This is a genomic window from Arthrobacter sp. DNA4, from assembly GCF_024362385.1.
Lineage (GTDB): Bacteria > Actinomycetota > Actinomycetes > Actinomycetales > Micrococcaceae > Arthrobacter.
The window spans coordinates 2,539,047-2,560,007 of sequence record NZ_CP101466.1 but is presented as its reverse complement, the minus strand read 5'-3'; the positions used below and the strand labels follow the sequence as shown (position 1 = coordinate 2,560,007).

The following is a 20,961-nucleotide window of genomic DNA, read 5'->3' as shown; positions in this document are numbered from 1 at the left end:
GAGATCCCCATGAATGAGCCGTTTGACCTTGAGCGTTTTGTTGCCGCGCAAAACACCGGCGGAACCTATGAGCAGGCGCTGGGCGAACTGCAGGTCGGCCGGAAGTCCGGGCACTGGATGTGGTTTGTCTTCCCGCAGATTGCCGGGCTGGGACAGAGCGCCACCTCCCGCAAGTACGCCATTTCCTCGCTGGCGGAGGCCCGCGCCTACCTGGACCACGAGGTGCTGGGCCCGCGGCTCCTGGAGTGCGCGCTGGTCCTGGCAAACCACGCCGACCAGTCCGCCGAAGACATTTTCGGCGGTATCGACGCCAGGAAGCTCCGCTCCAGCATGACACTGTTCCTCCGGGCGGCGCCCGGAGAAACAGTGTTCAAGACCGTCCTGGCCCAGTTCTTCAACGGGGAACCGGACCCGGCCACGGACGAGCTCCTGGTACCAGGACGCGGCCGCTGAAACCCGGCTTCTGTCCCGCTGCTGCGCGGGGGGGGGTACGGGGAGCCCAGGGCGCGCTAAGGCGTGGGGCTGCCGCCGTTGACATTGAGCGTCTCGCCCACCACGTAGCTGGACTCGGGCGAGGCCAGGAAGACATAGGCGGGGGCGAGCTCGGCGGGCTGGCCCGCGCGGCCCAGGGGAGTGGACTGGCCAAACTCCGGCAGTTCCTCCTTGGGCTGTCCGCTGCTGACCTGCAGGGGCGTCCAGATGGGCCCCGGGGCCACCGCATTCACCCGGATCCCCTTGGGCGCCAGCTGCTGGGCCAGGCCCTTGGTGAAGTTGTTGATGCTGGCCTTGGTGGTGGCGTAGTCCACCAGCGTGGGGGACGGGTTGTAGGCCTGGATCGACGTGGTGTTGATGATGGTTGAGCCCGCCGGCATGTGCGGCACGGCGGCCTTGGTCACCCAGAACATGGCATAGACGTTGGTCTTCAGGGTGTGGTCGAACTGCTCGTCGCTGATGTCCTGCAGGTCCTCCTGCGCAACCTGTTTCCCGGCATTGTTGACCAGGATGTCAACCCCGCCCAGGACGGCCACCGCCGTGTCCACCAGGTCCCGGCACACGGCGGAGTCCTTCAGGTCGCCGGGGACCTTGACGGCCTTGCGACCGGCGGCCTCAATGATTCCGGCAATGCGGGAGGCGTCCTCCTCTTCCTGCGGCAGGTAGGAAAGCACGACGTCGGCGCCCTCCCGTGCAAAGGCGATCGCCGTCGCTGCCCCGATGCCTGAGTCCGCGCCGGTCACGATCGCCCGGCGGCCTTCCAGCCGCCCGGTGCCCCGATAGGTCTCTTCCCCGAGGTCGGCCTTGGGCGCCAGTTCCGCATCAAGCCCGGGCTCAGGCTGGTGTTGCTTGGGCGGGGAGATCTTTTCGTAGGCAGTCACGGGATTACGGAAGGTGTACTGGTCAGTCATGGTGGTACTCCTGTTCGTGCGGGACGCGGGCTGGTTCATCGCCCGGGATGGTGAAGCAGCCTGGGGCTGCCGAGGGCAACCACTGGAAACTAAGCATGCTTACGTTTCCTACCCTAGGCAGAAGCCCCCTGCCCTGCCAAGCCGCTCCGCGGGCTCAGTCGCGGCGGACCTCCACCAGCCTGACCTCCGCCAGCCGCCCGCTGTCCACCACGGCCTCCATGAAGGTGCATGCCGGCTGGCGGCGTCGGTCGGTTGGCGAGCCCGGATTCAACAGCCGCAGCCCGTTCGGCGACACCGTGTCCCAGGGGATGTGGCTATGCCCGAACACCAGGACGTCGGCATCGGGGTACAGCGCCTCGCACCGCTGTTCACGGCCCTTCGCCTGGCCGGTTTCGTGGACCACCGCAAAGCGAACCCCGCCAATGGTGGCAGTGGCCGTTTCTGGCAGCCGGCGGCGAAGTTGGGGGCCGTCATTGTTCCCGAAAACGCCCAGCAGGCGCTTGCTCCGGCGTTCGAATTCGTCCAGCAGTTCCGCCTCCACCCAATCACCGGCGTGGAAAACCGCGTCGGCGAGTTCCACTGCGGACCACACCTGCTCCGGCAGGTGCCTGGCGCGCTTGGGCACATGGGTATCGGCAAGCAGGACAAGGTTCAACGGCATACCCGGCATCCTGCCATAGGGCCCTGTTCCCATGCCGCGTGGAGTCGTAATCTGGGGGCTTGGAGGTGATTGCCATGGAGGCAGCCCAAGGCGACCGCATCGTTGTGCACGGGAGGACGGTGGGGTCTTCGGACCGGCACGGGGTGATTCTGGAGGTCCGTGGCGAGGGTGGAAGCCCGCCGTATGTCGTCCGCTTCGACGACGGGCACGAAACCGTCATGTATCCCGGTGGCGATTTCGCCGTCGAGCACGGACACAACGCCTGACGCTCCTGCGGGACTGCACCCGGCCGCTTCACCTGTCAGACTGGAGCAATGGATCATTTTCCGTCCGCAGGCATGTCCTCCACCCCACCGCAGCGCACAGGTCCCCGCGACCCGGGCGACGCCTGGGTGGAAGGGGACCGCGGCAGGTACTGGGGCCGTTTCGGCGCGGCGGGCGTCCTTGCCTGGGACCCCGCCAAAGGCGTGCTCCTGCAGCACCGTGCGGTCTGGAGTCATAACGGTGGAACCTGGGGGCTGCCCGGCGGCGCCCTGCACCAGGGCGAAGAACCCGTTGACGGCGCCCTCCGCGAGGCGTATGAGGAAGCCGCGGTCCCGTCGGAGAGCGTGGAAGTGCTGTTCACGTCCGTGCTGGACCATGGCTACTGGTCCTACACCACGGTGGTGGTGAGGGTGCGGGAATCCTTCGAGCCGGTGATCAGCGACCCCGAGAGCATTGCCCTGCTCTGGATCCCGGTGGCAGAGGTGGAGGCCCTGGACCTGCACCCCGGTTTCGCGGCCGCGTGGCCGGAGCTGCTGGCGCAGCTGGACACCGGCGAACCCTGGTAGGCCGGCCCCGGACTCCTCCCGGTGAGCCTCCGGCTAGTAGCCTTCGCCGTAGTCGGCGGTCACCAGGATGGGCAGGTGGTCTGAATTTCCGCGCGGGAGCGTCTCCACGCTGGCAATGTCCAGGCCCAGCGAGGTGGCGAAGTCGAAGTGGCCCTTGAACACCTTGTACCGGGTGTACGTTCGCCGGTTGCTCAGGGAGAGGGCATACCCGGAGTTCTTCATGTGCATGTCCAGGTTCTTGGTGAAGAACGGGTAGTTGAAGTCACCCACCATCAGGGTCATCAGGCCTTTGCCCATGCTCAGCAGTTCAGCGTGGGCTGCGTGGATCTGCTTGCGCCGCAAAGAGTTCGACGCCGTCAGCGGGGCTGCATGGAAGGATCCGATCACCAGCTCATGCTGCGTTTCGGTGTCCATCACCCTGGTGCCGATGAGCCGTTCATGGGCCGGAGCCAGCACCCTGTCATGCATTGATTTCTTCAACGCGAAGGACTGCGTATCCAGTGCGGTGAAGCGGCTGGTGCGGTAGTAGATGGCCAGACCCAGCCGGTTGCCCTTGGTGGCATCCGCCAGGTGCAGCGGGCCCAGGGTCTCCGGGAGGTCGCTGGCATCCACTTCCTGAAGGCACAGCGCATCGATGTCATGGTTGCGGGCCAGGGCGAGAAGTTCGCCGCTGGCCTTGTGCTTGCGGAGGTTGTAGCTGATGACGCGCATGAAACACCTCTTTTGAGGGTTGCTGACAGGACCAGTTCCTTACTCTAGTCCGATTGCCACCCGCACCCTCCAACATTTCGTTGCCCGCGTTGGCGCGCCGTGCGCTGTCCGCGGGGGATAGAGTTAGTGGCAATTCACTGAATTTCCGTAAGGGGCCAGCCTTGACTGCAGACCTGCCTGAACTCGCCGAAGGCAATTTCTACTACCAGGACCTGGGCGGCGGGCGGTTCCGCTCCACCATCCACGCGCAGGGTGCCTGGAACGTCCACGAACAGCACATGGCCCCGGCATCGGGCCTCATGGCCGATGTCCTTGAACGGCACCAGCCGCGGGAAGACATGCGGATGGCCCGCCTCAGCTACGAGATCCTTGGATTGATCCCGGGCGGCGAGTTCCGGATCGAGACCACCACGCTGCGTCCCGGCAGGACCATCGAACTGGTGCAGGCGGAACTCGTGGCCGGCGGCCGCACCGCCATCCGCGCCGCCGGGTGGCGCATGCTGACCAGTGACACCGCTGAAGTCGCCGCCGTCGAGGACGCAGCGATCCCCGGCCCCGACGAATGCAAGCCGTACGACGGCGCCGCCGTCTGGCCCGGCGGCTACATCCGCTCCTCGAAATGAGGGTGGCCGAGGGCCACCGTCCCGGAGCCGGCAAGGTGTGGCTCCGCACCGACCACCCCCTGACCGACCGCGCCGACAGCGGCGACCTGGCCCGGCTCATGGGCTTGGTGGACACGGCCAACGGCATCGCGGCCAGGGTTCCGCCGGGGAAGGGCAGCTACGCGTTCCCCAACCTGGACCTGCAGATCCACATGTACCGCCGGCCCCGGGGGGAATGGCTGGGACTGGACAATGCGGTGTCGTTCGGCAGCGACGGGATCGGGCTGACCTCCACCGTGCTGCACGACCGGCAGGGGCCGTTCGGCCGCGCTGAACAGATCCTCACCCTGCGCAAATCCTGATAAAGGGTTCGTCCTGACCCTGCGACTGGTCCTTGCCGCGCCTGGGTCCTGACCTATGGTGCGGGCATGTATCGCTGAGTATCGTTGTATATCGTTCACGATTGACAAAGGAGTTCATGATGCGTGCTTCAAACCCTGCTGGCGGATTCGGCGGGAACAATCTGGACGGTATGTGGCAGGCCGTCGAGGAACTGCGCTCCCGGTTTGAAAAGCGGGCCGGAACCCGCGCCGGGAAAGGTGAGGTGCGGACGGCGGTGCTGGCCCTGCTGGCCGAGCGGCCCATGCACGGCTACCAGATCATCCGCGAGATCGAGGAACGCAGCGGGGGCAGCTGGAAACCGAGCGCAGGCTCCGTCTATCCCACCCTGCAGCTGCTGGCGGATGAAGGATCAATTACAGCCGAGGAAACGAACGGCCGAAAAATCTACTCGTTGACCGAAGCCGGCCGCGAGGAAGTGGCAACCCACCACGGGGCTGCGCCATGGGATCCGGCCGGCCCGATGGCCGGCGGCGTTGCTTCCCTGCCCAAGGCCGGGATCGAACTGGCCCAGGCCGCAGCCCAGGTTGGCCGTACCGGCACCCAGGAGCAGGTGCACCAGGCGGTGGCGGTGCTGGACGAGGCCCGCCGCCGTCTGTACGCCATCCTCGCCCAGGACTGACGCGGGTGGCGTCCACCGTCCAGGAGAGGGCCGACGCCCAGTTGCCCCTGCGGGAGCACCGCGGCCGCTACCGGCGGATTCTGCGCTTCGCTGCATGGAACCTCGCCGCCACGTGGTGGTTCGAGCTGTTCCTGCCGCGGATTGGACTTAGCCGGGTGGCCGCCAGGACGCGGTCACGGCGGATGCGGCGCTTTGCCCAGCGGTTCCATGACCTGGCCGTGGACCTCGGTGGCCTCATGATCAAGGTGGGCCAGTTCCTGTCCTCCCGGCTCGACGTCCTTCCGCCGGAGATCACCAAAGAACTGGAGGGGTTGCAGGACGAGGTGCCGCCGGTCGCCTTCCCTGCCATCTCCGCCCTGGCCGCCCGGGAACTGGGGACGCCGCTGGACAGGGTTTATGCCTCCGTGGACCCAACGCCCATAGCCGCTGCCTCCCTGGGCCAGGCCCACCGCGGCCGCTTGAATCCTGCCGACGCCGGGGACACCGGACTCGATGCCGTGGTGCTGAAAGTGCAGCGCCCGGGCATCGGCGCCATTGTCGACGTCGACCTTGCCGCCCTGCGCAAGGTTGCCGGCTGGCTCAGCCACATCCGGCTCGTTTCCCGCCGCGCCGACATGCCGGCGCTGGTGGAGGAATTCGCCCAGACCAGCCTGCTGGAGATCGACTACCTGCACGAGGCCGTCAACGCGGAGCGGTTCGCCGCGGATTTCGCCGGGGACGACCGCGTGGAAGTCCCGGGCGTGGTGTGGGAGCGGACCACCCGCCGTGTGCTCACCCTGGAGGACGTCACTGCCATCAAGATCACGGACGTCGGGGCGCTCCGTGCCGCCGCATCGATCCCGCCGCGGTCGCGCCGGTGTTCGCGTCCATCATGTTCGACCAACTGTTCACCAACGGCTTCTTCCACGCCGACCCTCATCCGGGGAACATCTTCGTCACCCCAGTCCCTCCAGGTGCAGGGCTTCCCTGGAAACTGACGTTCATCGACTTCGGGATGATGGGCGAAGTCACGGCTTCCACGCGCAGCGGACTGCGGAAGCTGCTGATCGCAGCCGCCGCCCGGGACGGCAAGGGACTCGTGGCGGCCATCAATGATGTGGGCGTCCTGATGCCGTCAGCCGACAGCGTGGCCCTGGAACGCGCCATGACGCAGCTCTTCGCCCGCTTCGGCGGCATGGGCTTCGCCGAACTGCGCGAGGTTGACCCGAGGGAGTTCCGTGACTTTGCCGTGGAGTTCGGTGACGTGGTCCGGTCGCTGCCGTTCCAGCTGCCGGAGAACTTCCTGCTGATCATCCGGGCCATGTCCCTGACCTCCGGGGTATGCAGTGCCCTGGATGAGCGTTTCAACCTCTGGGATTCGGTGGAGCCCTACGCCGCCCGGCTGCTGCGGAACGAACGGGGCAACGTGGTGCAGGACGTGGCCCGGCAGGCCCTCGACGCCGCCGGTGTTGCCTTCCGGCTCCCGGGCCGCCTGGACGCCCTGGCCGGGAGACTGGAGGAAGGATCGCTGCAGGTTGCCGTCCCCCGCCTGGAGCGCCAGGCTGCGCGGCTGGACCGGGCTGTGCGCCGCTCAGCCTCCGCCCTGGTCTTCGGGGCACTGCTGCTCGCGGGAGCCATTGTCCGCCCTGACGACCTTGCGCTGGGCAATGTGCTGATGACGGCGTCGGCCCTTCCGCTGCTGCACGCGCTGTGGGTGGGGCGCCGGGGACGTTAAGGCGGCCGCCGCCGTCGGGCGTAACCTAGGGGTGGCCTGCCCGTCCGCGGGCTGTGAACCGCCGCCACTAAAACCCGTCGACGTTGAAAATGTCGCCGCCACACCATGGGAGCTTCGCAACAATGCACCACACCGGTACCGGATCCAGCACGCTCACCGTGGTGCGGCAGGACGTGTCACTCGGCGCGGGCCGGGACCTCGAATTCGGCCTGGAGCTGCTGGCAAGGGCACGGAGCGGCGCCATTGGTCCCACCCTGCGGCTGTACCGGCCCGCGCCCACCGTGGCGTTCGGGCAGCGGGATACCCGGCTGCCGGGATTCGACGCCGCCGCCCAGGCCTGCCGGGACAACGGCTTCGAACCTCTGGTCAGGCGGGCGGGCGGACGCGCTGCGGCCTACCACCGGGGCACCCTGGTGGTGGACCACATTGAACCGGATACGGACGCCGTCGCCGGATCCAAGGCCCGGTTCGGCTACTTCGGGGAGCTGTTTGCGGAGGCGCTGCGAAGCGTGGGCGTACAGGCTGCCGTGGGTGAGATTCCCGGCGAATACTGTCCGGGCGAATTCAGTGTCTACGGCACCGACCCGGCAGACAGCTCCCGGAGAGTGAAACTGGTGGGCACTGCCCAGCGGGTTGTTTCCGGCGGCTGGCTCTTCAGCTCGGTGATCGTGGTGGAGGACTCCGCCCCGATCCGGAAGGTCCTTACCGACAGCTATGCCGCGCTCGGCCTGGACTGGAATCCTGCCACCGCCGGCGCCGCCAACGATCTGGTGCCCGGCCTGGACGTCGCCGCCGTCGAGCAGGCCATCCTTAAGACGTATGCGGGCCATGCCACCCTGGAAGCTGCTTCCTTCAGCAGCCTGGGGGCATGACCCGCATCAGTTGTGGCGCGGCGGCCGGTCAGGCGGCCAGGCGGCTCTTGACCTCGGCGGCGGACGGGTTGGTGGCGGCGGTGCCGTCCGGGAAGAGGACCGTTGGGACGGTGCGGTTGCCACCGTTCAGCTGCTCCACGAGTTCAGCCGTGCCGTCCACCTCTTCGATGTTGATTTCGGTGTAGCCGATGCCCTGTGCATCCAGCTGCTTCTTGAGCCGGTTGCAGTAGCCGCACCAGGTGGTGGAAAACATGGTGATGGTGCCTGATTCGGGAGTGAAGTCCACAGGGATCTCCTATACGTCGCTTGAAAGGTTTCCTTACTGTCAACCGTAGCGTGGCCGCCGGTATTCCCCGGTCCCGGGCGCTGCTGCGGTGCCTGGATGACAGTTTGTGGCGGGCGGTGGCAAGCTGGTGCCATGTGTGGACGCTACGTAATGGCACGGGCCGTGGGGGATCTCCTGGCCGAGTTCGACGCCGAGCTGGAGGACGAGGTCACCATCCCGCCGTCCTGGAACGTGGCACCCACTGACGCCGTCCCCATTGTGCTGGAGCGGCTGGTGGAAGACGGCGCTGCGCCCCGGCAGGTCCGCCAGCTGCACGTTGCGCGGTGGGGCCTGGTCCCGTCCTGGGCAAAGGATCCCGGGATCGGCTCCCGCATGATCAATGCACGGAGCGAATCCGTGCTGGAGAAGCCGGCCTTCCGGAAGGCTGTGCAGTCCCGCCGCTGTGCCGTGCCCGCCGACGGCTACTACGAATGGAAGCAGGGCCCGGGAAAGTCGAAGCAGCCCTACTACGTGCACCCGGGCGGGGAACGCGGGCTGGTTTTCGCCGGTCTCTATGAGTGGTGGAAGGACCCGTCAGTGCCGGAGGGGGAGCCCGGACGCTGGCTGCTGTCCACGTCGATCCTCACGGCTGACACCCCGCCGCCGGGGACTGAATCCACCATCTTCGGGAAACTGACCGAGCTGCATGACAGAGTGCCGCTGCCCATGGACAAGGCCACGATGGAGGCCTGGCTGGACCCGGAGGCTGATGATGCCGCCGCATTGGTTGACCTGGTGCGGTCGGGGGTCAAGGACGCGGCAGCCGACTGGCACGTGGAATCCGTGGGCAAGGAAGTGGGCAATGTCCGCAACAACGGCCCGGAACTGATCCGCCCGGTGGAAGCCCTGTTCTAGCAGCCTCCGCCTGGGCCGGTACCCGTCAGACGGTGACCGTGCCGGCGTCGTCCACTGTCCAGGTGGGGTTGTACGCCACTTCCCAGCGGAACCCGTCAGGGTCGGCAAAATATCCTGCGTAGCCTCCCCATGCCTTGGTGACGGGCTCGGCAACGATGGCAGCACCGGCAGCCGCGGCCTGTTCCATGACGCTGTCCACTTCCTGCGGGCTTGCCAGGTTGTGGCTGAGCGTGATGCCGGGGACGCCGGCGGAAGGACTGGTGGCGGCTTCGGCCTGCATCTGGGTGCTGTCCCAGAGGGAGAGCACCAGCCCATGGTTCACCTGGATGAACAGGACTTCCCCGGCAACCTCGCGGTGGACGGGCCAGCCAAGGCCGTCAACGTAGAAGGCGCGCGAGGCCTCGACGCTGCGGACACCGAGGGAGATAAAGTCGACTCTGGGCTCCATGCTTCGATACTGTCAGATGATGGCGACAATTCAAGGAAACGATAGGGATGCCCGGGCCGACAGGGAACAGCTCGCTGCCGTCCGGGTTGCTGTTGACGAGGTGGATGAGCAGATTGTCACCCTCATCGCCCGCCGCGAACGGCTGATCAGGATCGCCGGCACGCTGAAGGGTGATGACGCCGAGGTGCGCGCCCCGGGCCGGGTGGAGCGGATCATAGAACACGTGCGGGCTGCTGCCGAGAAAAAAGACATTGACCCGGACATCGTGGAGTCAACCTACCGGGCCATGATCTCCGCGTTCATTGAACTTGAACTGCGGATCCATAAAGAAAACAGCTGAGGAAGCTTAGGGCGCTTCCTCCACCGGCACCCCGTGCTGGAACTCCCGTCCGTCCGCCTCGCTGAAGGCGGACAGGACGTGCCCCTGCCCGAGCCCGTTCAACGCCGTCAGGGGAAAGCTGCCGGTGATGCTGCTCTGTGAGTGGGTGACTCCGGACAGGTCGTAATCCTCCTCGATCCCCTGGTCCCGGTTGAACGCGTAGCAGGCGATGGCCTCCCCGTTCATGAACTCAATGCACAGCCGGCGCTGAGCCGAATAATCCGGCGAGGCTCCCATCAACCCCACCACGTAGGCACCGGATACCGGAATGGTGCCGTCGATATCGAACGTGGCGACCAGGGTGGAGTCCTCGGTCTTGATGCTGGCCTGCTTCAGGAGTGCGTCATCGGTACTCATGCCAACATCCTGCTCCCTGCCGCACGCCCCGTCCACCCCCGCCTATGTTTTGATGCCATCCCGGCGTAGACTGGTTTTATTCGAATACATATTCGAATACCTGTTTGGGGAAAATCGTCGGGGAGGTGCACATGGGCATGTTCAGCGAGTCTGTTGACGTGGTGTGCACCGAAGCCGGACAACCGGAAACGTTGACCTGGGCCGGTGCTTCCTACACCGTCTGCGCCGAACCCCTCCGGTGGTACGAACGCCGGCAATGGTGGGCGGAAGACAGCAGGGCCCCGCTGGGAAGCGGACCGGGCGTGGTGGATCACGAAATCTGGCGCGTGCAGGTGCTGCCTGCCCGGGTGGCCTCCAGTCCCTCAGCGCCGGAAGATGCGGCCGGCGCAGAACCCCTCACTCTTGACCTGACCCGCCATATCCGCAGCAACCGCTGGCGGCTGCTGCGGATCCATGACGCCCTCCGCCACAGAACAGCCTGACCAGTCCAGCATGAGCTTCACCCACCTTCACGTTTCCACGGCGTTCAGCGCCCATTACGGTGTTTCCTGGCCGGAGGAACTGGCCATGGCTGCCGCAGCCGACGGCGCCACAGCCCTTGCCTGTACAGACCGGGACGGCCTCTACGGAACCATCAAGCACCTCAAGGCCTGCATGGCCGCGGGCATCGACCCCATTGTGGGGGTGGACCTTGCAGTGTTTGACGACGACGGTGATCACCGAACGCAGGTGGCAGGCAGGGTGGTGGTGCTGGCCCGCGGCCAAAACAACGGTGCCGGATACCGTGCGCTGTGCCGGCTGGTCTCCGACGCCCACGCAAGGACCTCGGGGAAAGCCGGGGGAGCGGTGCCCGCTGCTGTCACCCGTGCCGAACTGGCTTCCCGCACCCTTGACCCCCAAACCCTTAAGCCGGTGCTCACCGTATTGCTCGGCCCTGATTCGGATGTGGGCCGTGCCATGGGCGGACGGCGCTACCTGCGGCCCCGGACCCTTTTCAAGCAGTGGCTTGACGCAATGCCCGCCGGAACCGTGGTGGCTGAAATAGTCTCCCAACTCAGCGCACCTGGTACCCCGTTGAGCACGGCGCACGCTGTGCGCATGCTCAGGCTCGCCGAGGAACACCAGGTGCCGGCAGTACTCGCCAATGCGGTGAGGTACTGCGCTGCGGACGGAGCACCAACCGCTGACGTCCTGGATTCTGCCCGGACATTGAAGTCCCTGCCCGAACTGGCAGGGGAACCCCTCCTGCAACCCACTGGCCAGGGGTGGCTGAAAACCCCGGCGCAGATGCTGGGGATAGGCAAGGAGATCATTTCAGCAGCCGGTTATGGTGCCGCCGACCTCAAGCAGCTGATGACGCAAACGGAGGCGCTCGCCGATCTCTGCCGGATCGACCCCACCTCGGACATGGGATGGAAACAGCCCGTGGTGCCCGAAGCATCCGTTATTGGCATCAGCCAGGATCCGCACGCTGAACTCATCCAGCGCTGCCATGCAGGAATCGGCCGGCGGTTCCCGGGAGCCACTGGCAACGCGGAGAAGGAGATCCTGGCCCGCCTGGACCATGAGCTGGGGATCATCCACAACCTGGGCTTCTCCTCATACTTCCTGACTGTTGCCGAGGTGTCCCGGATGATCCAGGACATGGGGGTCAGGGCGGCAGCAAGAGGGTCGGGAGCATCCAGCCTGGTCAATTACCTGATCGACGTCAGCCATGTGAATCCCCTCCAGCACGACCTGATATTTGAACGTTTCCTCTCCAACGACCGCGCCACCCTTCCGGACATCGACATCGACGTCGAAAGCGCTGAACGCCACAACGTCTACCACCGGATCTTCGAACGCTTCGGCTCTGAACGGGTAACCCTGATGAGCATGCAGAACGGATACCGCGCCCGGGGTGCCGTGCGCGACGCCGGTCTGGCGCTGGGCATGGACGACGACGAGGTGGGGGAGATCGCCAAGCAGTTGTGGCGGTTCTCTGCACGAAAATTCCGGGAAGCACTGCAGGAAAAACCGGAACTGCGTGAGTTTGCCGGCCGGGTGGAACAACGCGACGCCCATGGAAACCAGCAACTGGACCTGCTGGTGGACCTGACCGAACGGCTCGACCGGCTGCCCCGCCACATCTCCATGCACCCGTGCGGCGTCATCCTGGGTGATGCAACCCTCCTGGACCGTACCCCGGTACAGCCAAGCGGTCTTGGACTGCCCATGAGCCAGTTCGATAAACATGACATGGACCCCATGGGCATGCTCAAACTCGATGTCCTCGGTGTCCGCATGCAAAGCGCCATGGCGTTCGCGGTCCGGGAGATCATCAGGATCCATCCCTCCAAGGAGGAAGTGGTCAAGGCAGGGAACCACCCTGCGGGGCCGGAAGGTTCCGGCCCCGACTACATTGCCGCCAACGGCCGGATAGACCTCAACGCCGTCCCCCTCGACGACGAAGCCACCTATGAGCTGATCAGGAGCACGCATACCCTTGGCTGCTTCCAGATCGAATCACCCGGTCAGCGGGAGCTGATCGGCAAAATGGCGCCGCGGGAGTTCAACGACCTCATCATCGATATTTCACTGTTCCGCCCGGGACCGATGAAATCGGACATGGTGCGGCCCTTCCTGGAACACCGGCACGGGTTCGCCCCTGAGGTCTACCCGCACCCTGACCTCAAGCCGGTGCTGCAGGAAACCCACGGGGTCACCGTCTTCCACGAGCAGATCCTGAAAACTCTCCACGTCATGACCGGCTGCGGCCTGGCAAAAGCCGACGAATTCCGCCGGGCACTCAGCAGCGAGGCCGGAGAAGCGCAGGTGGAGGAGTACTTCCGGCGCCACGCCAAAGCCAAGAGGTACACCCCCGAGGTGGTGGACAAGGTGTGGGGGACGTTGAAGTCCTTTGCCAGCTTCGGATTCTGCAAAGCCCACGGGGCTGCTTTCGCCGTCCCCACCTACCAGTCCGCCTGGCTCAAGACACACCACCCCGAAGCCTTCCTTGCAGGCTTATGGGAGCACGACCCCGGCATGTACCCCAAACGGCTGCTGGTGGCAGAAGCCCGCCGGCTGGGCATTCCCATCCTTCCCCTGGACATAAACCGCAGCAAAGCCGAGTACCGGGTGGAGCGGATCGGGACAGGCAGGGACGCCGGCAGGCTGGGAATCAGGCTCAGCCTGAACGGGATTTACGGTCTGTCTGCTGCTGAACTGAAGCGGGTTGTCGTAAGCCAGCCCTATGACTCACTGGCGGATCTCCGGGCGCGCTCGCGGCTCAGCAAGCCAAGCATCCGGCGCCTTGCGCAGCTTGGGGCCTTTGATTCCCTCCACCGTGAAGCCGGAGGCACCGCCAACCGAGCGGACCTGGTGCACCATTTGCAGCAGCTTCAATCAGCCAATGGCGCGCGGAAAGGCGTGGAGGTGCTGGAGGGACAGTTGTCCCTTCCCCTGGGCGACGTCGAACTGCGCAACATCAAACCTGGACTTCCAGCCCCCACGGTGGTGGACAACGTCAGGGCGGAACTGGATCTGATGTCCGTCGATGTCAGTTCCCATCTGATGGACAGCCACAGGCCCCTGCTGGAAAGGCTGGGTGTCACCACTGCCGATAAACTCCTCAGCCTGCGCAACGGGACCGAAGTGCTGGTGGCAGGGGTGCGGGTGGCCACCCAGACTCCTCCCATGCGCGGCGGCAGGCGGGTGGTGTTCATCAGCATCGACGACGGCACCGGCTGCGTGGATTCGGTCTTCTTCCACGAGGCCCAGGAAAACGCTGGCCCGCTTCTGTTTGGAACCCGCCTGCTGCTGATCCGCGGGACCACCCGAAGGACCGGTCCGCGGGGCATCAGCATCAGTGCGAGCATGGCCTGGGACCTGGGCAAGACGGACAGTTTGCCCTTGCCGGAGTCGATCGGCGGGTACGCCGGGGTGTCCAGCCCGGAGGCCTTCGCCGATGGGCCGCATCCCCTCGATGGCATCAGCAGGACGTTGGCGATCACCGGGTTCAATGGGTGACCGCGGTTCCGCACCCCCCGTGTGCCGCGTTGGTCGGCCCATACCGGAACCGATAGCATTGACGGTGGCTGGCTGTGGTCCCCGTATGCCACAAGCTATGAAGCCTCAACTTTGAATAGGAGACACCCGTGTCAGATGCCCAGCAGATCACCCTTCTCGTCGATGGCGAAGAGACCAAGGTGACTACCGGGACAACCGGTGCGGAACTCTTCTTTGAGCGCCGTGACGTTGTTGTTGCCCGCGTCAACGGCGAGCTGAAGGACCTGGACCAGGAACTTCCGGAAGGCGCCGAGGTGGAAGGCGTCACCATTGATTCCCCCGACGGCCTGAACGTCCTGCGGCACTCCACTGCCCACGTCATGGCCCAGGCCGTGCAGCAGCTGCGTCCCGATGCCAAGCTCGGCATCGGCCCCTACATCACCGACGGCTTCTACTTCGACTTCGATGTTGCCGAGCCGTTCACTCCCGAGGACCTCAAGACCCTCGAAAAGATGATGCAGAAGATCATCAACCAGAACCAGAAGTTTGTCCGTCGCGTGGTCAATGAGGACGAGGCCCGCGAAGCCATGAAGAACGAGCCCTACAAGCTCGAGCTCCTGGGCAAAAAGAACGAAGCCGCCGAAGCCGGGGAAGGCGTGAACGTTGAAGTCGGCGCCGGGGACATCACCATCTACGACAACGTGGAACGCAAGGAAGGCACCACCGTCTGGTGCGACCTCTGCCGCGGCCCCCACCTGCCCAACACCAAGATGATCTCCAACGCCTTCGCGCTGACCCGTTCGTCGTCGGCCTACTGGCTGGGCAACCAGAAGAACCAGCAGCTGCAGCGTATCTACGGCACCGCCTGGCCCACCAAGGACGCCCTGAAGGCCTACCAGGAGCGCATTGCCGAGGCCGAGCGCCGCGACCACCGCAAGCTCGGTTCGGAGCTGGACCTCTTCTCCTTCCCGGACGAGCTGGGCTCCGGCCTGCCGGTCTTCCACCCCAAGGGCGGCATCATCCGCAAGGAGATGGAGGACTACTCGCGCCAGCGGCACGTCGAAGCCGGCTACGAGTTCGTCTACACCCCGCACATCACCAAGGGCCACCTGTACGAGGTCTCCGGGCACCTGGACTGGTACAAGGACGGCATGTTCCCCGCCATGCGGGTGGATGAGGAACTCAACGCCGACGGCAGCATTCGAAAGCCGGCGCAGGATTACTACCTGAAGCCGATGAACTGCCCCATGCACAACCTCATCTTCCGCTCCCGCGGCCGGTCCTACCGCGAGCTGCCGCTGCGGCTGTTCGAATTCGGCTCCGTGTACCGGTACGAGAAGTCCGGTGTGGTCCACGGCCTCACCCGTGTCCGGGGCATGACACAGGACGACGCCCACATCTACTGCACCCGCGAGCAGATGAAGGACGAACTCACCAAGACCCTCACCTTCGTCCTGGACCTGCTCAAGGACTACGGGCTGAACGACTTCTACCTCGAGCTGTCCACCAAGGACCCCGAGAAGTACGTCGGCGACGACGCCACCTGGGAGGAAGCCACCAGGACCCTCGCCGAGGTAGCCCAGGAGTCCGGACTGGAGCTGGTGCCCGATCCAGGCGGAGCAGCCTTCTACGGTCCCAAGATTTCCGTGCAGGCCAAGGACGCCCTGGGGCGTACCTGGCAGATGTCCACCATCCAGCTGGACTTCAACCTGCCCGAACGCTTCGAGCTGGAATTCCAGGCAGCCGACGGCAGCCGCCAGCGTCCCGTCATGATCCACCGCGCGCTCTTCGGATCGGTGGAGCGCTTCATGGGCGTCCTCACCGAGCACTACGCCGGGGCGTTCCCCGCGTGGCTGGCTCCGGTCCAGGTGGTAGGCATCCCCGTGGCGGAGGCGTTCAACGATTACATGTTCGACGTCGTCGGCCAGCTCAAGGCGGCGGGCATCCGCGCCGAGGTGGATACGTCCTCGGACCGCTTCCCCAAGAAGATCCGCACCGCCAGCAAGGACAAGATCCCGTTCGTGCTGATCGCGGGCGGCGACGACGCAGAGGCGGGCGCTGTTTCGTTCCGCTTCCGGGACGGTAGCCAGGACAACGGTGTGCCCGTCGCGGAAGCGGTCAAGCGAATCACCGAAGCCGTCCGCAACCGGACCAGCTAGCCGAACGGAAACAGCACAGTGCAGGAGAACACAGGCGCAGGATATCCAGGCGATGCCGGCGTTACCGACGACTTTGCCCTCGCCGGTGTCCCGGACGCCTTCCAGCGCCTGTGGACTCCGCACCGTATGGCCTACATCAAAGGCGGCCAGCACCAGTTCAAGAACGAGAACGACTGCCCGTTCTGCGTAGGCCCCGGCCGCACTGACGAAGAGGCGCTCATCGTCTACCGCGGTCGGACCTGCTATGTGGTGCTGAACCTGTTCCCCTACAATCCGGGCCACCTGCTGGTCTGCCCCTACCGGCACATTCCGGACTACACGGACCTCACGGTTGAAGAAACAGCGGAGTTCGCCGAGCTGACCCAGACGGCCATGCGGGTCCTGCGGAAAGTATCCAATCCCGGCGGCTTCAACCTGGGCATGAACCAGGGCGTGGTGGGCGGTGCAGGTATCTCCGCGCACCTGCACCAGCACATTGTTCCGCGCTGGGGTGGCGACGGTAATTTCTTCCCCATCATCGCCCAGACCAAAGCCATCACCCAGACCCTTGATGAGGTCCGGCAACAGGTGGCTGAGGCCTGGCCCGGGGAGTCGGATGCTGAATAGGCATGCCCGCGGCTTCTTCACCGCGCTGTTTACCCCACTGGCCCGCTGGCTCCTGAAAATTGGCGTCTCCCCGGACGCGGTCACCATCCTCGGAACCGCGGGTGTTGCCGCAGGAGCCCTCATCTTCTACCCCCTGGGTCAACTCTTTTGGGGGACCGTCTTCATCACCGCGTTCATCTTCTCCGACGTCCTGGACGGCATCATGGCGCGGATGCAGGACATCAAGAGCCGATGGGGAAACTTCCTCGACTCCACGCTGGACCGGGTCGCCGACGGCGCACTCTTCGCCGGCGTGTCCGTATGGTTCTTCACCGGCGGAAACAACACCGCCATCGCCGTCAGCGCGCTGCTGTGCCTGGTCCTGGGCATGGTTGTCTCCTACGCCAGGGCCAAGGCCGAGTCGCTCGGGTTCACCGCCAATGTCGGGATCGCAGAACGGGCCGAACGCCTGGTCTCCGTGCTGGTGGTCACCGGTCTGACCGGTTTGGGACTGCCAACCGTGGTGCTCCTGGTCACCCTGGTCCTCCTGGCCGCGGCGAGCCTCGTCACCGTCGTGCAACGCGTGGTTTCCGTGCGCCGGCAGGCACTGGCGGAACCCACGCCCGCTGATTAAGCATGATTAAGCTGGCCGCGCGGCGGGGGACTAGTATATAAGTGCCCGGTCAAGCGACCCGGCAACCCGTGCGTGCACCTCCGGCAGCTGCCGCCGCATGCCCGGCGAAGATCATCTGTCTACCCATAGGGGTTTTTGTGTCTACACCTGATGTAAGCAACGAGGCCGGTTCGTCCGCGAACAGCGTCACGGGCAGCAACCGCGTGAAGCGTGGCATGGCCGAGATGCTCAAGGGCGGCGTCATCATGGACGTCGTCAACGTCGAGCAGGCCCGCATCGCCGAAGACGCCGGTGCCGTGGCAGTCATGGCGCTGGAGCGTGTTCCGGCCGATATCCGCGCCCAGGGCGGCGTGTCCCGCATGTCCGATCCCGACATGATCGACCAGATCATTGACGCCGTGTCCATCCCTGTGATGGCCAAGGCCCGGATCGGCCACTTCGTGGAAGCCCAGGTCCTGCAGTCCCTCGGTGTCGACTACATCGACGAGTCCGAGGTCCTGACCCCGGCCGACTACGTCAACCACATCGACAAGTGGAACTTCAAGGTTCCCTTCGTCTGCGGTGCGACCAACCTCGGTGAGGCCCTGCGCCGCATCAACGAGGGCGCGGCCATGATCCGCTCCAAGGGCGAGGCCGGCACCGGCGACGTCTCCAACGCCACCGGGCACATGCGCAAGATCCGCTCGGAGATCGCCAAGCTTTCCTCCCTGCCCGAGGACGAGCTGTACGTTGCCGCCAAGGAACTGCAGGCCCCGTACGAACTCGTCAAGGAAGTTGCCGCTGCCGGCAAGCTTCCTGTGGTCCTCTTCACCGCAGGCGGCATCGCCACCCCCGCTGACGCTGCCATGATGATGCAGCTCGGCGCCGACGGCGTCTTCGTCGGCTCCGGCATCTTCAAGTCCGGCAACCCCGCCCAGCGCGCCGCCGCCGTCGTCAAGGCCACCACCTTCTTCGACGACCCCGATGTCATCGCCAAGGCCTCCCGCGGGCTCGGCGAAGCCATGGTGGGCATCAACGTTGACGAGATCCCCCAGCCGCACCGTCTCGCTGAGCGCGGCTGGTAGTCGTCAATTAGATGATCGCGCCGAACGGCGCGATCCTCTGCGTGCTATTCCCCGCCTCCCGCTGCCGCCATACCCGCGGTGGTTGGGGGCGGGGCCCCTTTTACGCACGCTGCCGGACCGCACCGTCCGGCGCTAGTGGTCGCCTTTGGTTTTTATTACGACGCCGGTTCCCCACCTTCTTTGGTGGGGGACCGGCGTCGTTCTTTTAAGTCGATTGCTCCGTAAACGCCGTTTTGAGCCTCCAATAGGGCCGTTACGGAGCAATCGATGGGGGTTACTCGAGGCCGCGGCGCCTTAGCAGGGGGTCCAGGTTCGCCTCGCGGCCCCTCAGGATCCGGAAGGACTCCAGGGGGTCCCGGCTGTTGCCCCGGCTGAGGAGCTCCTCCCGGAAACGTTCGCCGTTGGCGCGGGACAGGCCGCCGTTTTCCTTGAACCAGTCGACGGTCTCCGCGTCCAGGACCTCGCTCCAGATGTACGAGTAGTAGCCAGCCGCGTAGCCGGCACCGGCAAAGATGTGCTGGAAGTAGCCTGTGCGGTACCGGGGCGGGATCAGCGGGTGCGCAATCCCTGCCGCAGCCAGGGCCTTTGCCTCAAACTCCACGGCATCATCCGGAACGTCGCCCGGCTCCAGCGTGTGCCATGCCAGGTCCAAGAGGGCTGCGCCCAGGTACTCGGTGGTGGCAAAGCCCTCGCCCCAGAGCCGGGATTCCTCCAGCCGGTCCACTACGTCCTGCGGAAGCGGTTCGCCGGTGACGTGGTGGCGCGCATAATTGGACAGCACCTCCGGCCACAGGATCCACATCTCGTTCACCTGCGACGGATACTCCACAAAGTCCCGGGGCACCGCAGTGCCGGAAAAGCGGGGATAGGTGACGTTGGAGAACAGGCCGTGCAGCGCGTGGCCGAACTCGTGGAAAAGCGTGCGCAGCTCGTCCAGGGTGAGGAGCGTCGGCTCACCCGCGGGCGGCTTGGAGATGTTGAGCGTATTGATCACCACGGGCCGGGTTCCCAGCAGTCCCGACTGGTCCACGAGCGAGTTCATCCACGCACCGCCGCGCTTGGATTCACGCGCGTAGTAGTCGCCCAGGAACAGCCCTAGGCCGGTTCCGTCCCCGTTCCGGACCTCCCAGATGCGAACGTCCGGATTATAGGCGCCGAGGTCGGGCCGCTCGTGGAACGTGATCCCGTACAGCGCAGTGGCTGCAAAGAACACTCCATCCGTGATCACCCGGTCCAGCTCAAAATACGGACGCAGGGCCTGTTCATCAACGTCGTACTTCTCCCGCCGCACCTTTGCCGAATAGTAGGCCCAGTCCCAGGCTTCCAGCGGATGTCCGGCGACGTCGGCCAGGGCTGCCGCCTCGGCGTCGGCATTGCGGACGGCCGCCGGCGCCAGGCGGCCCAGCATCGTCCGGACGGCCTCGAAGTCCGGCGCCGTCTGCCGGTCGGCCACAAGTTCGGCGTAGTTGGCGAAACCCAGCAGTTGGGCCTTTTCCGCCCGCAGCGTGGCCATCTCCCGGGCCAGGTCCAGGACATCCAGGCTCCCGCCGCCACTGCCCCTGGCCACGGATGCCTCGAACAGACGACGGCGGACGTCCCGGTTCTCGAGTGAGGCCAGTGCCGGCTGGTTGCCGGGCTGGATCAGGGTCAGCAGGAATTTTCCGTCGTGCCCGGCGGCGCGTGCCGCTTCGGCTGCACTGGCGACGTCGTCCGCCGGCAGGCCCGCCAGGTCGCCGGCGTCCTCCAGCAGCAGCGCCGCGGACTTCATCCCCTCCTTGACCCGCTGGCCGAACTCCGTGCCCAACCGGGCCAGCTCAGCGTTGATGGCACGCAGCCGCTCCTGGCCGGGTGCCTCGAGCTGGATCCCGGACTGGCGGAACTCCTTGAGGTACTCCTCCACCAGGCGCGCTGACTCGGGATCCAGGCTGTCCGTATCTATGGCGGCAAAGCGCCCATACAGCGCCCCGTTGAGGAACACCTCGTCCTGGTGGGCCTGGAAGCGCGGCGAAAGCTCCGTTTCAAGTTCCCGGATTTCGGCGGACGCATCCGCCGATACCAAGGTAAAAAATGCCGCGGCGGCCCTGTTGAGGAGCTGCCCCGAGCGTTCCATGGCCAGTGCCGTGTTTTCGAACGTGGCCGGTGCGGCGTTGCTGCTGATGGCCTGGATCTCGTCCAAGTGCGCGGCCAGGCCTGCTTCGATGGCGGCGCCGTACTGGCCCGCTGTAAGGGCCTCGAAAGGCGGAAGGCCGTAGGGCAGGGGACTGGCGGCAAGGAGGGGGTTGGTCATGGGGTAAACCTTTCACAGCAGGGCGCGGTTCTCAATTGAAAGGAAATGGTGCTTACTCCCAGACGGC

Annotated in this window: 20 protein-coding genes and 2 pseudogenes; 15 read left to right on the top strand and 7 right to left on the bottom strand. The window is 65.6% G+C overall.

Going from position 1 to position 20,961, the window contains the following annotated elements; genetic code table 11:
* The first annotated feature begins 9 nt into the window (after positions 1-9).
* Positions 10-453 carry a DUF1810 domain-containing protein gene (locus tag NMQ03_RS11760; RefSeq protein WP_255172353.1) on the top strand — a complete coding sequence of 148 codons (444 nt, stop codon included), beginning with the start codon at positions 10-12 and terminating at the stop codon, positions 451-453.
* A 56-nt stretch (positions 454-509) separates the two neighbouring features.
* On the opposite strand, the gene NMQ03_RS11755 is transcribed toward NMQ03_RS11760, so the two are convergent.
* Positions 510-1,403, bottom strand: a complete 894-nt coding sequence (locus NMQ03_RS11755; RefSeq protein WP_255172352.1) for a glucose 1-dehydrogenase — start codon at positions 1,401-1,403, stop codon at positions 510-512.
* Positions 1,404-1,557: 154 nt separating this feature from the next.
* Positions 1,558-2,064: a metallophosphoesterase gene (locus NMQ03_RS11750; RefSeq protein WP_255172351.1), complete on the bottom strand. Its 507-nt coding sequence runs from the start codon at positions 2,062-2,064 to the stop codon at positions 1,558-1,560.
* Positions 2,065-2,138: 74 nt separating this feature from the next.
* On the opposite strand from NMQ03_RS11750, the gene NMQ03_RS11745 reads away from it, so the two are divergent.
* Complete coding sequence (locus NMQ03_RS11745) at positions 2,139-2,330, top strand: DUF1918 domain-containing protein (RefSeq protein WP_255172350.1); 192 nt, start codon at positions 2,139-2,141, stop codon at positions 2,328-2,330.
* 48 nt (positions 2,331-2,378) lie between these two features.
* Positions 2,379-2,894, top strand: a complete 516-nt coding sequence (locus tag NMQ03_RS11740) for an NUDIX domain-containing protein (RefSeq protein ID WP_159631870.1) — start codon at positions 2,379-2,381, stop codon at positions 2,892-2,894.
* 33 nt (positions 2,895-2,927) lie between these two features.
* On the opposite strand, the gene NMQ03_RS11735 is transcribed toward NMQ03_RS11740, so the two are convergent.
* On the bottom strand, positions 2,928-3,605 hold the full coding sequence (locus NMQ03_RS11735) for an endonuclease/exonuclease/phosphatase family protein (protein WP_255172349.1): 678 nt from the start codon (positions 3,603-3,605) through the stop codon (positions 2,928-2,930).
* 161 nt (positions 3,606-3,766) lie between these two features.
* Between NMQ03_RS11735 and NMQ03_RS11730 the strand changes: the two are divergent.
* The 4 genes and pseudogenes from NMQ03_RS11730 to NMQ03_RS11715 all read left to right on the top strand — a co-directional run bounded on the left by NMQ03_RS11730 (position 3,767) and on the right by NMQ03_RS11715 (position 7,814).
* Positions 3,767-4,569: pseudogene (locus tag NMQ03_RS11730) on the top strand (thioesterase family protein).
* Positions 4,570-4,688: 119 nt separating this feature from the next.
* Positions 4,689-5,228 carry a PadR family transcriptional regulator gene (locus tag NMQ03_RS11725; RefSeq protein WP_255175595.1) on the top strand — a complete coding sequence of 180 codons (540 nt, stop codon included), beginning with the start codon at positions 4,689-4,691 and terminating at the stop codon, positions 5,226-5,228.
* A gap of 5 nt (positions 5,229-5,233) precedes the next feature.
* Positions 5,234-6,942: pseudogene (locus tag NMQ03_RS11720) on the top strand (ABC1 kinase family protein).
* Positions 6,943-7,064: 122 nt separating this feature from the next.
* Positions 7,065-7,814 carry a lipoate--protein ligase family protein gene (locus NMQ03_RS11715; RefSeq protein ID WP_255172348.1) on the top strand — a complete coding sequence of 250 codons (750 nt, stop codon included), beginning with the start codon at positions 7,065-7,067 and terminating at the stop codon, positions 7,812-7,814.
* A gap of 28 nt (positions 7,815-7,842) precedes the next feature.
* Here the strand turns inward: NMQ03_RS11715 and NMQ03_RS11710 are convergent, their stop codons facing one another.
* Entirely contained in the window at positions 7,843-8,100 is a 258-nt protein-coding gene (locus tag NMQ03_RS11710) for a mycoredoxin (RefSeq protein ID WP_141941622.1), read from the bottom strand.
* Between the two features lie 150 nt (positions 8,101-8,250).
* Between NMQ03_RS11710 and NMQ03_RS11705 the strand changes: the two genes are divergently transcribed.
* Positions 8,251-8,994: an SOS response-associated peptidase gene (locus NMQ03_RS11705; RefSeq protein WP_255172347.1), complete on the top strand. Its 744-nt coding sequence runs from the start codon at positions 8,251-8,253 to the stop codon at positions 8,992-8,994.
* Positions 8,995-9,019: 25 nt separating this feature from the next.
* On the opposite strand, the gene NMQ03_RS11700 is transcribed toward NMQ03_RS11705, so the two are convergent.
* Complete coding sequence (locus NMQ03_RS11700; RefSeq protein WP_255172346.1) at positions 9,020-9,442, bottom strand: VOC family protein; 423 nt, start codon at positions 9,440-9,442, stop codon at positions 9,020-9,022.
* Between the two features lie 16 nt (positions 9,443-9,458).
* On the opposite strand from NMQ03_RS11700, the gene NMQ03_RS11695 reads away from it, so the two are divergent.
* Positions 9,459-9,782, top strand: coding sequence for a chorismate mutase (locus tag NMQ03_RS11695; protein WP_159631877.1), 324 nt, complete (start codon positions 9,459-9,461; stop codon positions 9,780-9,782).
* Between the two features lie 6 nt (positions 9,783-9,788).
* On the opposite strand, the gene NMQ03_RS11690 is transcribed toward NMQ03_RS11695, so the two are convergent.
* Complete coding sequence (locus NMQ03_RS11690) at positions 9,789-10,178, bottom strand: hypothetical protein (RefSeq protein WP_255172345.1); 390 nt, start codon at positions 10,176-10,178, stop codon at positions 9,789-9,791.
* A 131-nt stretch (positions 10,179-10,309) separates the two neighbouring features.
* On the opposite strand from NMQ03_RS11690, the gene NMQ03_RS11685 reads away from it, so the two are divergent.
* The 6 genes from NMQ03_RS11685 (at position 10,310) to pdxS (ending at position 18,607) form a co-directional block, all read left to right on the top strand.
* Complete coding sequence (locus tag NMQ03_RS11685; protein WP_255175594.1) at positions 10,310-10,660, top strand: DUF6504 family protein; 351 nt, start codon at positions 10,310-10,312, stop codon at positions 10,658-10,660.
* A 10-nt stretch (positions 10,661-10,670) separates the two neighbouring features.
* Positions 10,671-14,186: a DNA polymerase III subunit alpha gene (locus NMQ03_RS11680; RefSeq protein WP_255172344.1), complete on the top strand. Its 3,516-nt coding sequence runs from the start codon at positions 10,671-10,673 to the stop codon at positions 14,184-14,186.
* Positions 14,187-14,314: 128 nt separating this feature from the next.
* The gene (thrS, locus tag NMQ03_RS11675; RefSeq protein ID WP_255172343.1) at positions 14,315-16,324 is read left to right on the top strand and encodes a threonine--tRNA ligase; all 2,010 of its coding nucleotides are present in this window, start codon (positions 14,315-14,317) and stop codon (positions 16,322-16,324) included.
* Between the two features lie 18 nt (positions 16,325-16,342).
* A complete protein-coding gene (locus NMQ03_RS11670; protein ID WP_159631881.1) occupies positions 16,343-16,930 on the top strand; it encodes an HIT domain-containing protein in 588 nt (195 codons plus the stop codon).
* Entirely contained in the window at positions 16,920-17,543 is a 624-nt protein-coding gene (gene pgsA, locus NMQ03_RS11665; RefSeq protein WP_255172342.1) for a phosphatidylinositol phosphate synthase, read from the top strand. Before NMQ03_RS11670 ends, pgsA begins: the two co-directional genes overlap by 11 nt.
* A 137-nt stretch (positions 17,544-17,680) precedes the next feature.
* Positions 17,681-18,607 carry a pyridoxal 5'-phosphate synthase lyase subunit PdxS gene (gene pdxS, locus NMQ03_RS11660; RefSeq protein WP_303693350.1) on the top strand — a complete coding sequence of 309 codons (927 nt, stop codon included), beginning with the start codon at positions 17,681-17,683 and terminating at the stop codon, positions 18,605-18,607.
* 274 nt (positions 18,608-18,881) lie between these two features.
* Here the strand turns inward: pdxS and NMQ03_RS11655 are convergent, their stop codons facing one another.
* Positions 18,882-20,894, bottom strand: a complete 2,013-nt coding sequence (locus NMQ03_RS11655; RefSeq protein WP_255172341.1) for a M3 family metallopeptidase — start codon at positions 20,892-20,894, stop codon at positions 18,882-18,884.
* Positions 20,895-20,961 lie beyond the last annotated feature (67 nt).

What these genes read in the sequence shown, in the direction of transcription:
- pgsA (WP_255172342.1), top strand. Translation starts at nt 16,920, where the DNA reads ATGCTGAATAGGCATGCCCGCGGCTTCTTCACCGCGCTGTTTACCCCA.
- NMQ03_RS11680 (WP_255172344.1), top strand. Translation starts at nt 10,671, where the DNA reads ATGAGCTTCACCCACCTTCACGTTTCCACGGCGTTCAGCGCCCATTAC.
- NMQ03_RS11705 (WP_255172347.1), top strand. Translation starts at nt 8,251, where the DNA reads ATGGCACGGGCCGTGGGGGATCTCCTGGCCGAGTTCGACGCCGAGCTG.
- NMQ03_RS11695 (WP_159631877.1), top strand. Translation starts at nt 9,459, where the DNA reads ATGATGGCGACAATTCAAGGAAACGATAGGGATGCCCGGGCCGACAGG.
- NMQ03_RS11740 (WP_159631870.1), top strand. Translation starts at nt 2,379, where the DNA reads ATGGATCATTTTCCGTCCGCAGGCATGTCCTCCACCCCACCGCAGCGC.
- NMQ03_RS11700 (WP_255172346.1), bottom strand. Translation starts at nt 9,442, where the DNA reads ATGGAGCCCAGAGTCGACTTTATCTCCCTCGGTGTCCGCAGCGTCGAG.
- NMQ03_RS11735 (WP_255172349.1), bottom strand. Translation starts at nt 3,605, where the DNA reads ATGCGCGTCATCAGCTACAACCTCCGCAAGCACAAGGCCAGCGGCGAA.
- NMQ03_RS11715 (WP_255172348.1), top strand. Translation starts at nt 7,065, where the DNA reads ATGCACCACACCGGTACCGGATCCAGCACGCTCACCGTGGTGCGGCAG.
- NMQ03_RS11685 (WP_255175594.1), top strand. Translation starts at nt 10,310, where the DNA reads ATGGGCATGTTCAGCGAGTCTGTTGACGTGGTGTGCACCGAAGCCGGA.
- NMQ03_RS11755 (WP_255172352.1), bottom strand. Translation starts at nt 1,403, where the DNA reads ATGACTGACCAGTACACCTTCCGTAATCCCGTGACTGCCTACGAAAAG.
- NMQ03_RS11655 (WP_255172341.1), bottom strand. Translation starts at nt 20,894, where the DNA reads ATGACCAACCCCCTCCTTGCCGCCAGTCCCCTGCCCTACGGCCTTCCG.
- NMQ03_RS11725 (WP_255175595.1), top strand. Translation starts at nt 4,689, where the DNA reads ATGCGTGCTTCAAACCCTGCTGGCGGATTCGGCGGGAACAATCTGGAC.
- NMQ03_RS11745 (WP_255172350.1), top strand. Translation starts at nt 2,139, where the DNA reads ATGGAGGCAGCCCAAGGCGACCGCATCGTTGTGCACGGGAGGACGGTG.
- NMQ03_RS11760 (WP_255172353.1), top strand. Translation starts at nt 10, where the DNA reads ATGAATGAGCCGTTTGACCTTGAGCGTTTTGTTGCCGCGCAAAACACC.
- NMQ03_RS11690 (WP_255172345.1), bottom strand. Translation starts at nt 10,178, where the DNA reads ATGAGTACCGATGACGCACTCCTGAAGCAGGCCAGCATCAAGACCGAG.
- NMQ03_RS11750 (WP_255172351.1), bottom strand. Translation starts at nt 2,064, where the DNA reads ATGCCGTTGAACCTTGTCCTGCTTGCCGATACCCATGTGCCCAAGCGC.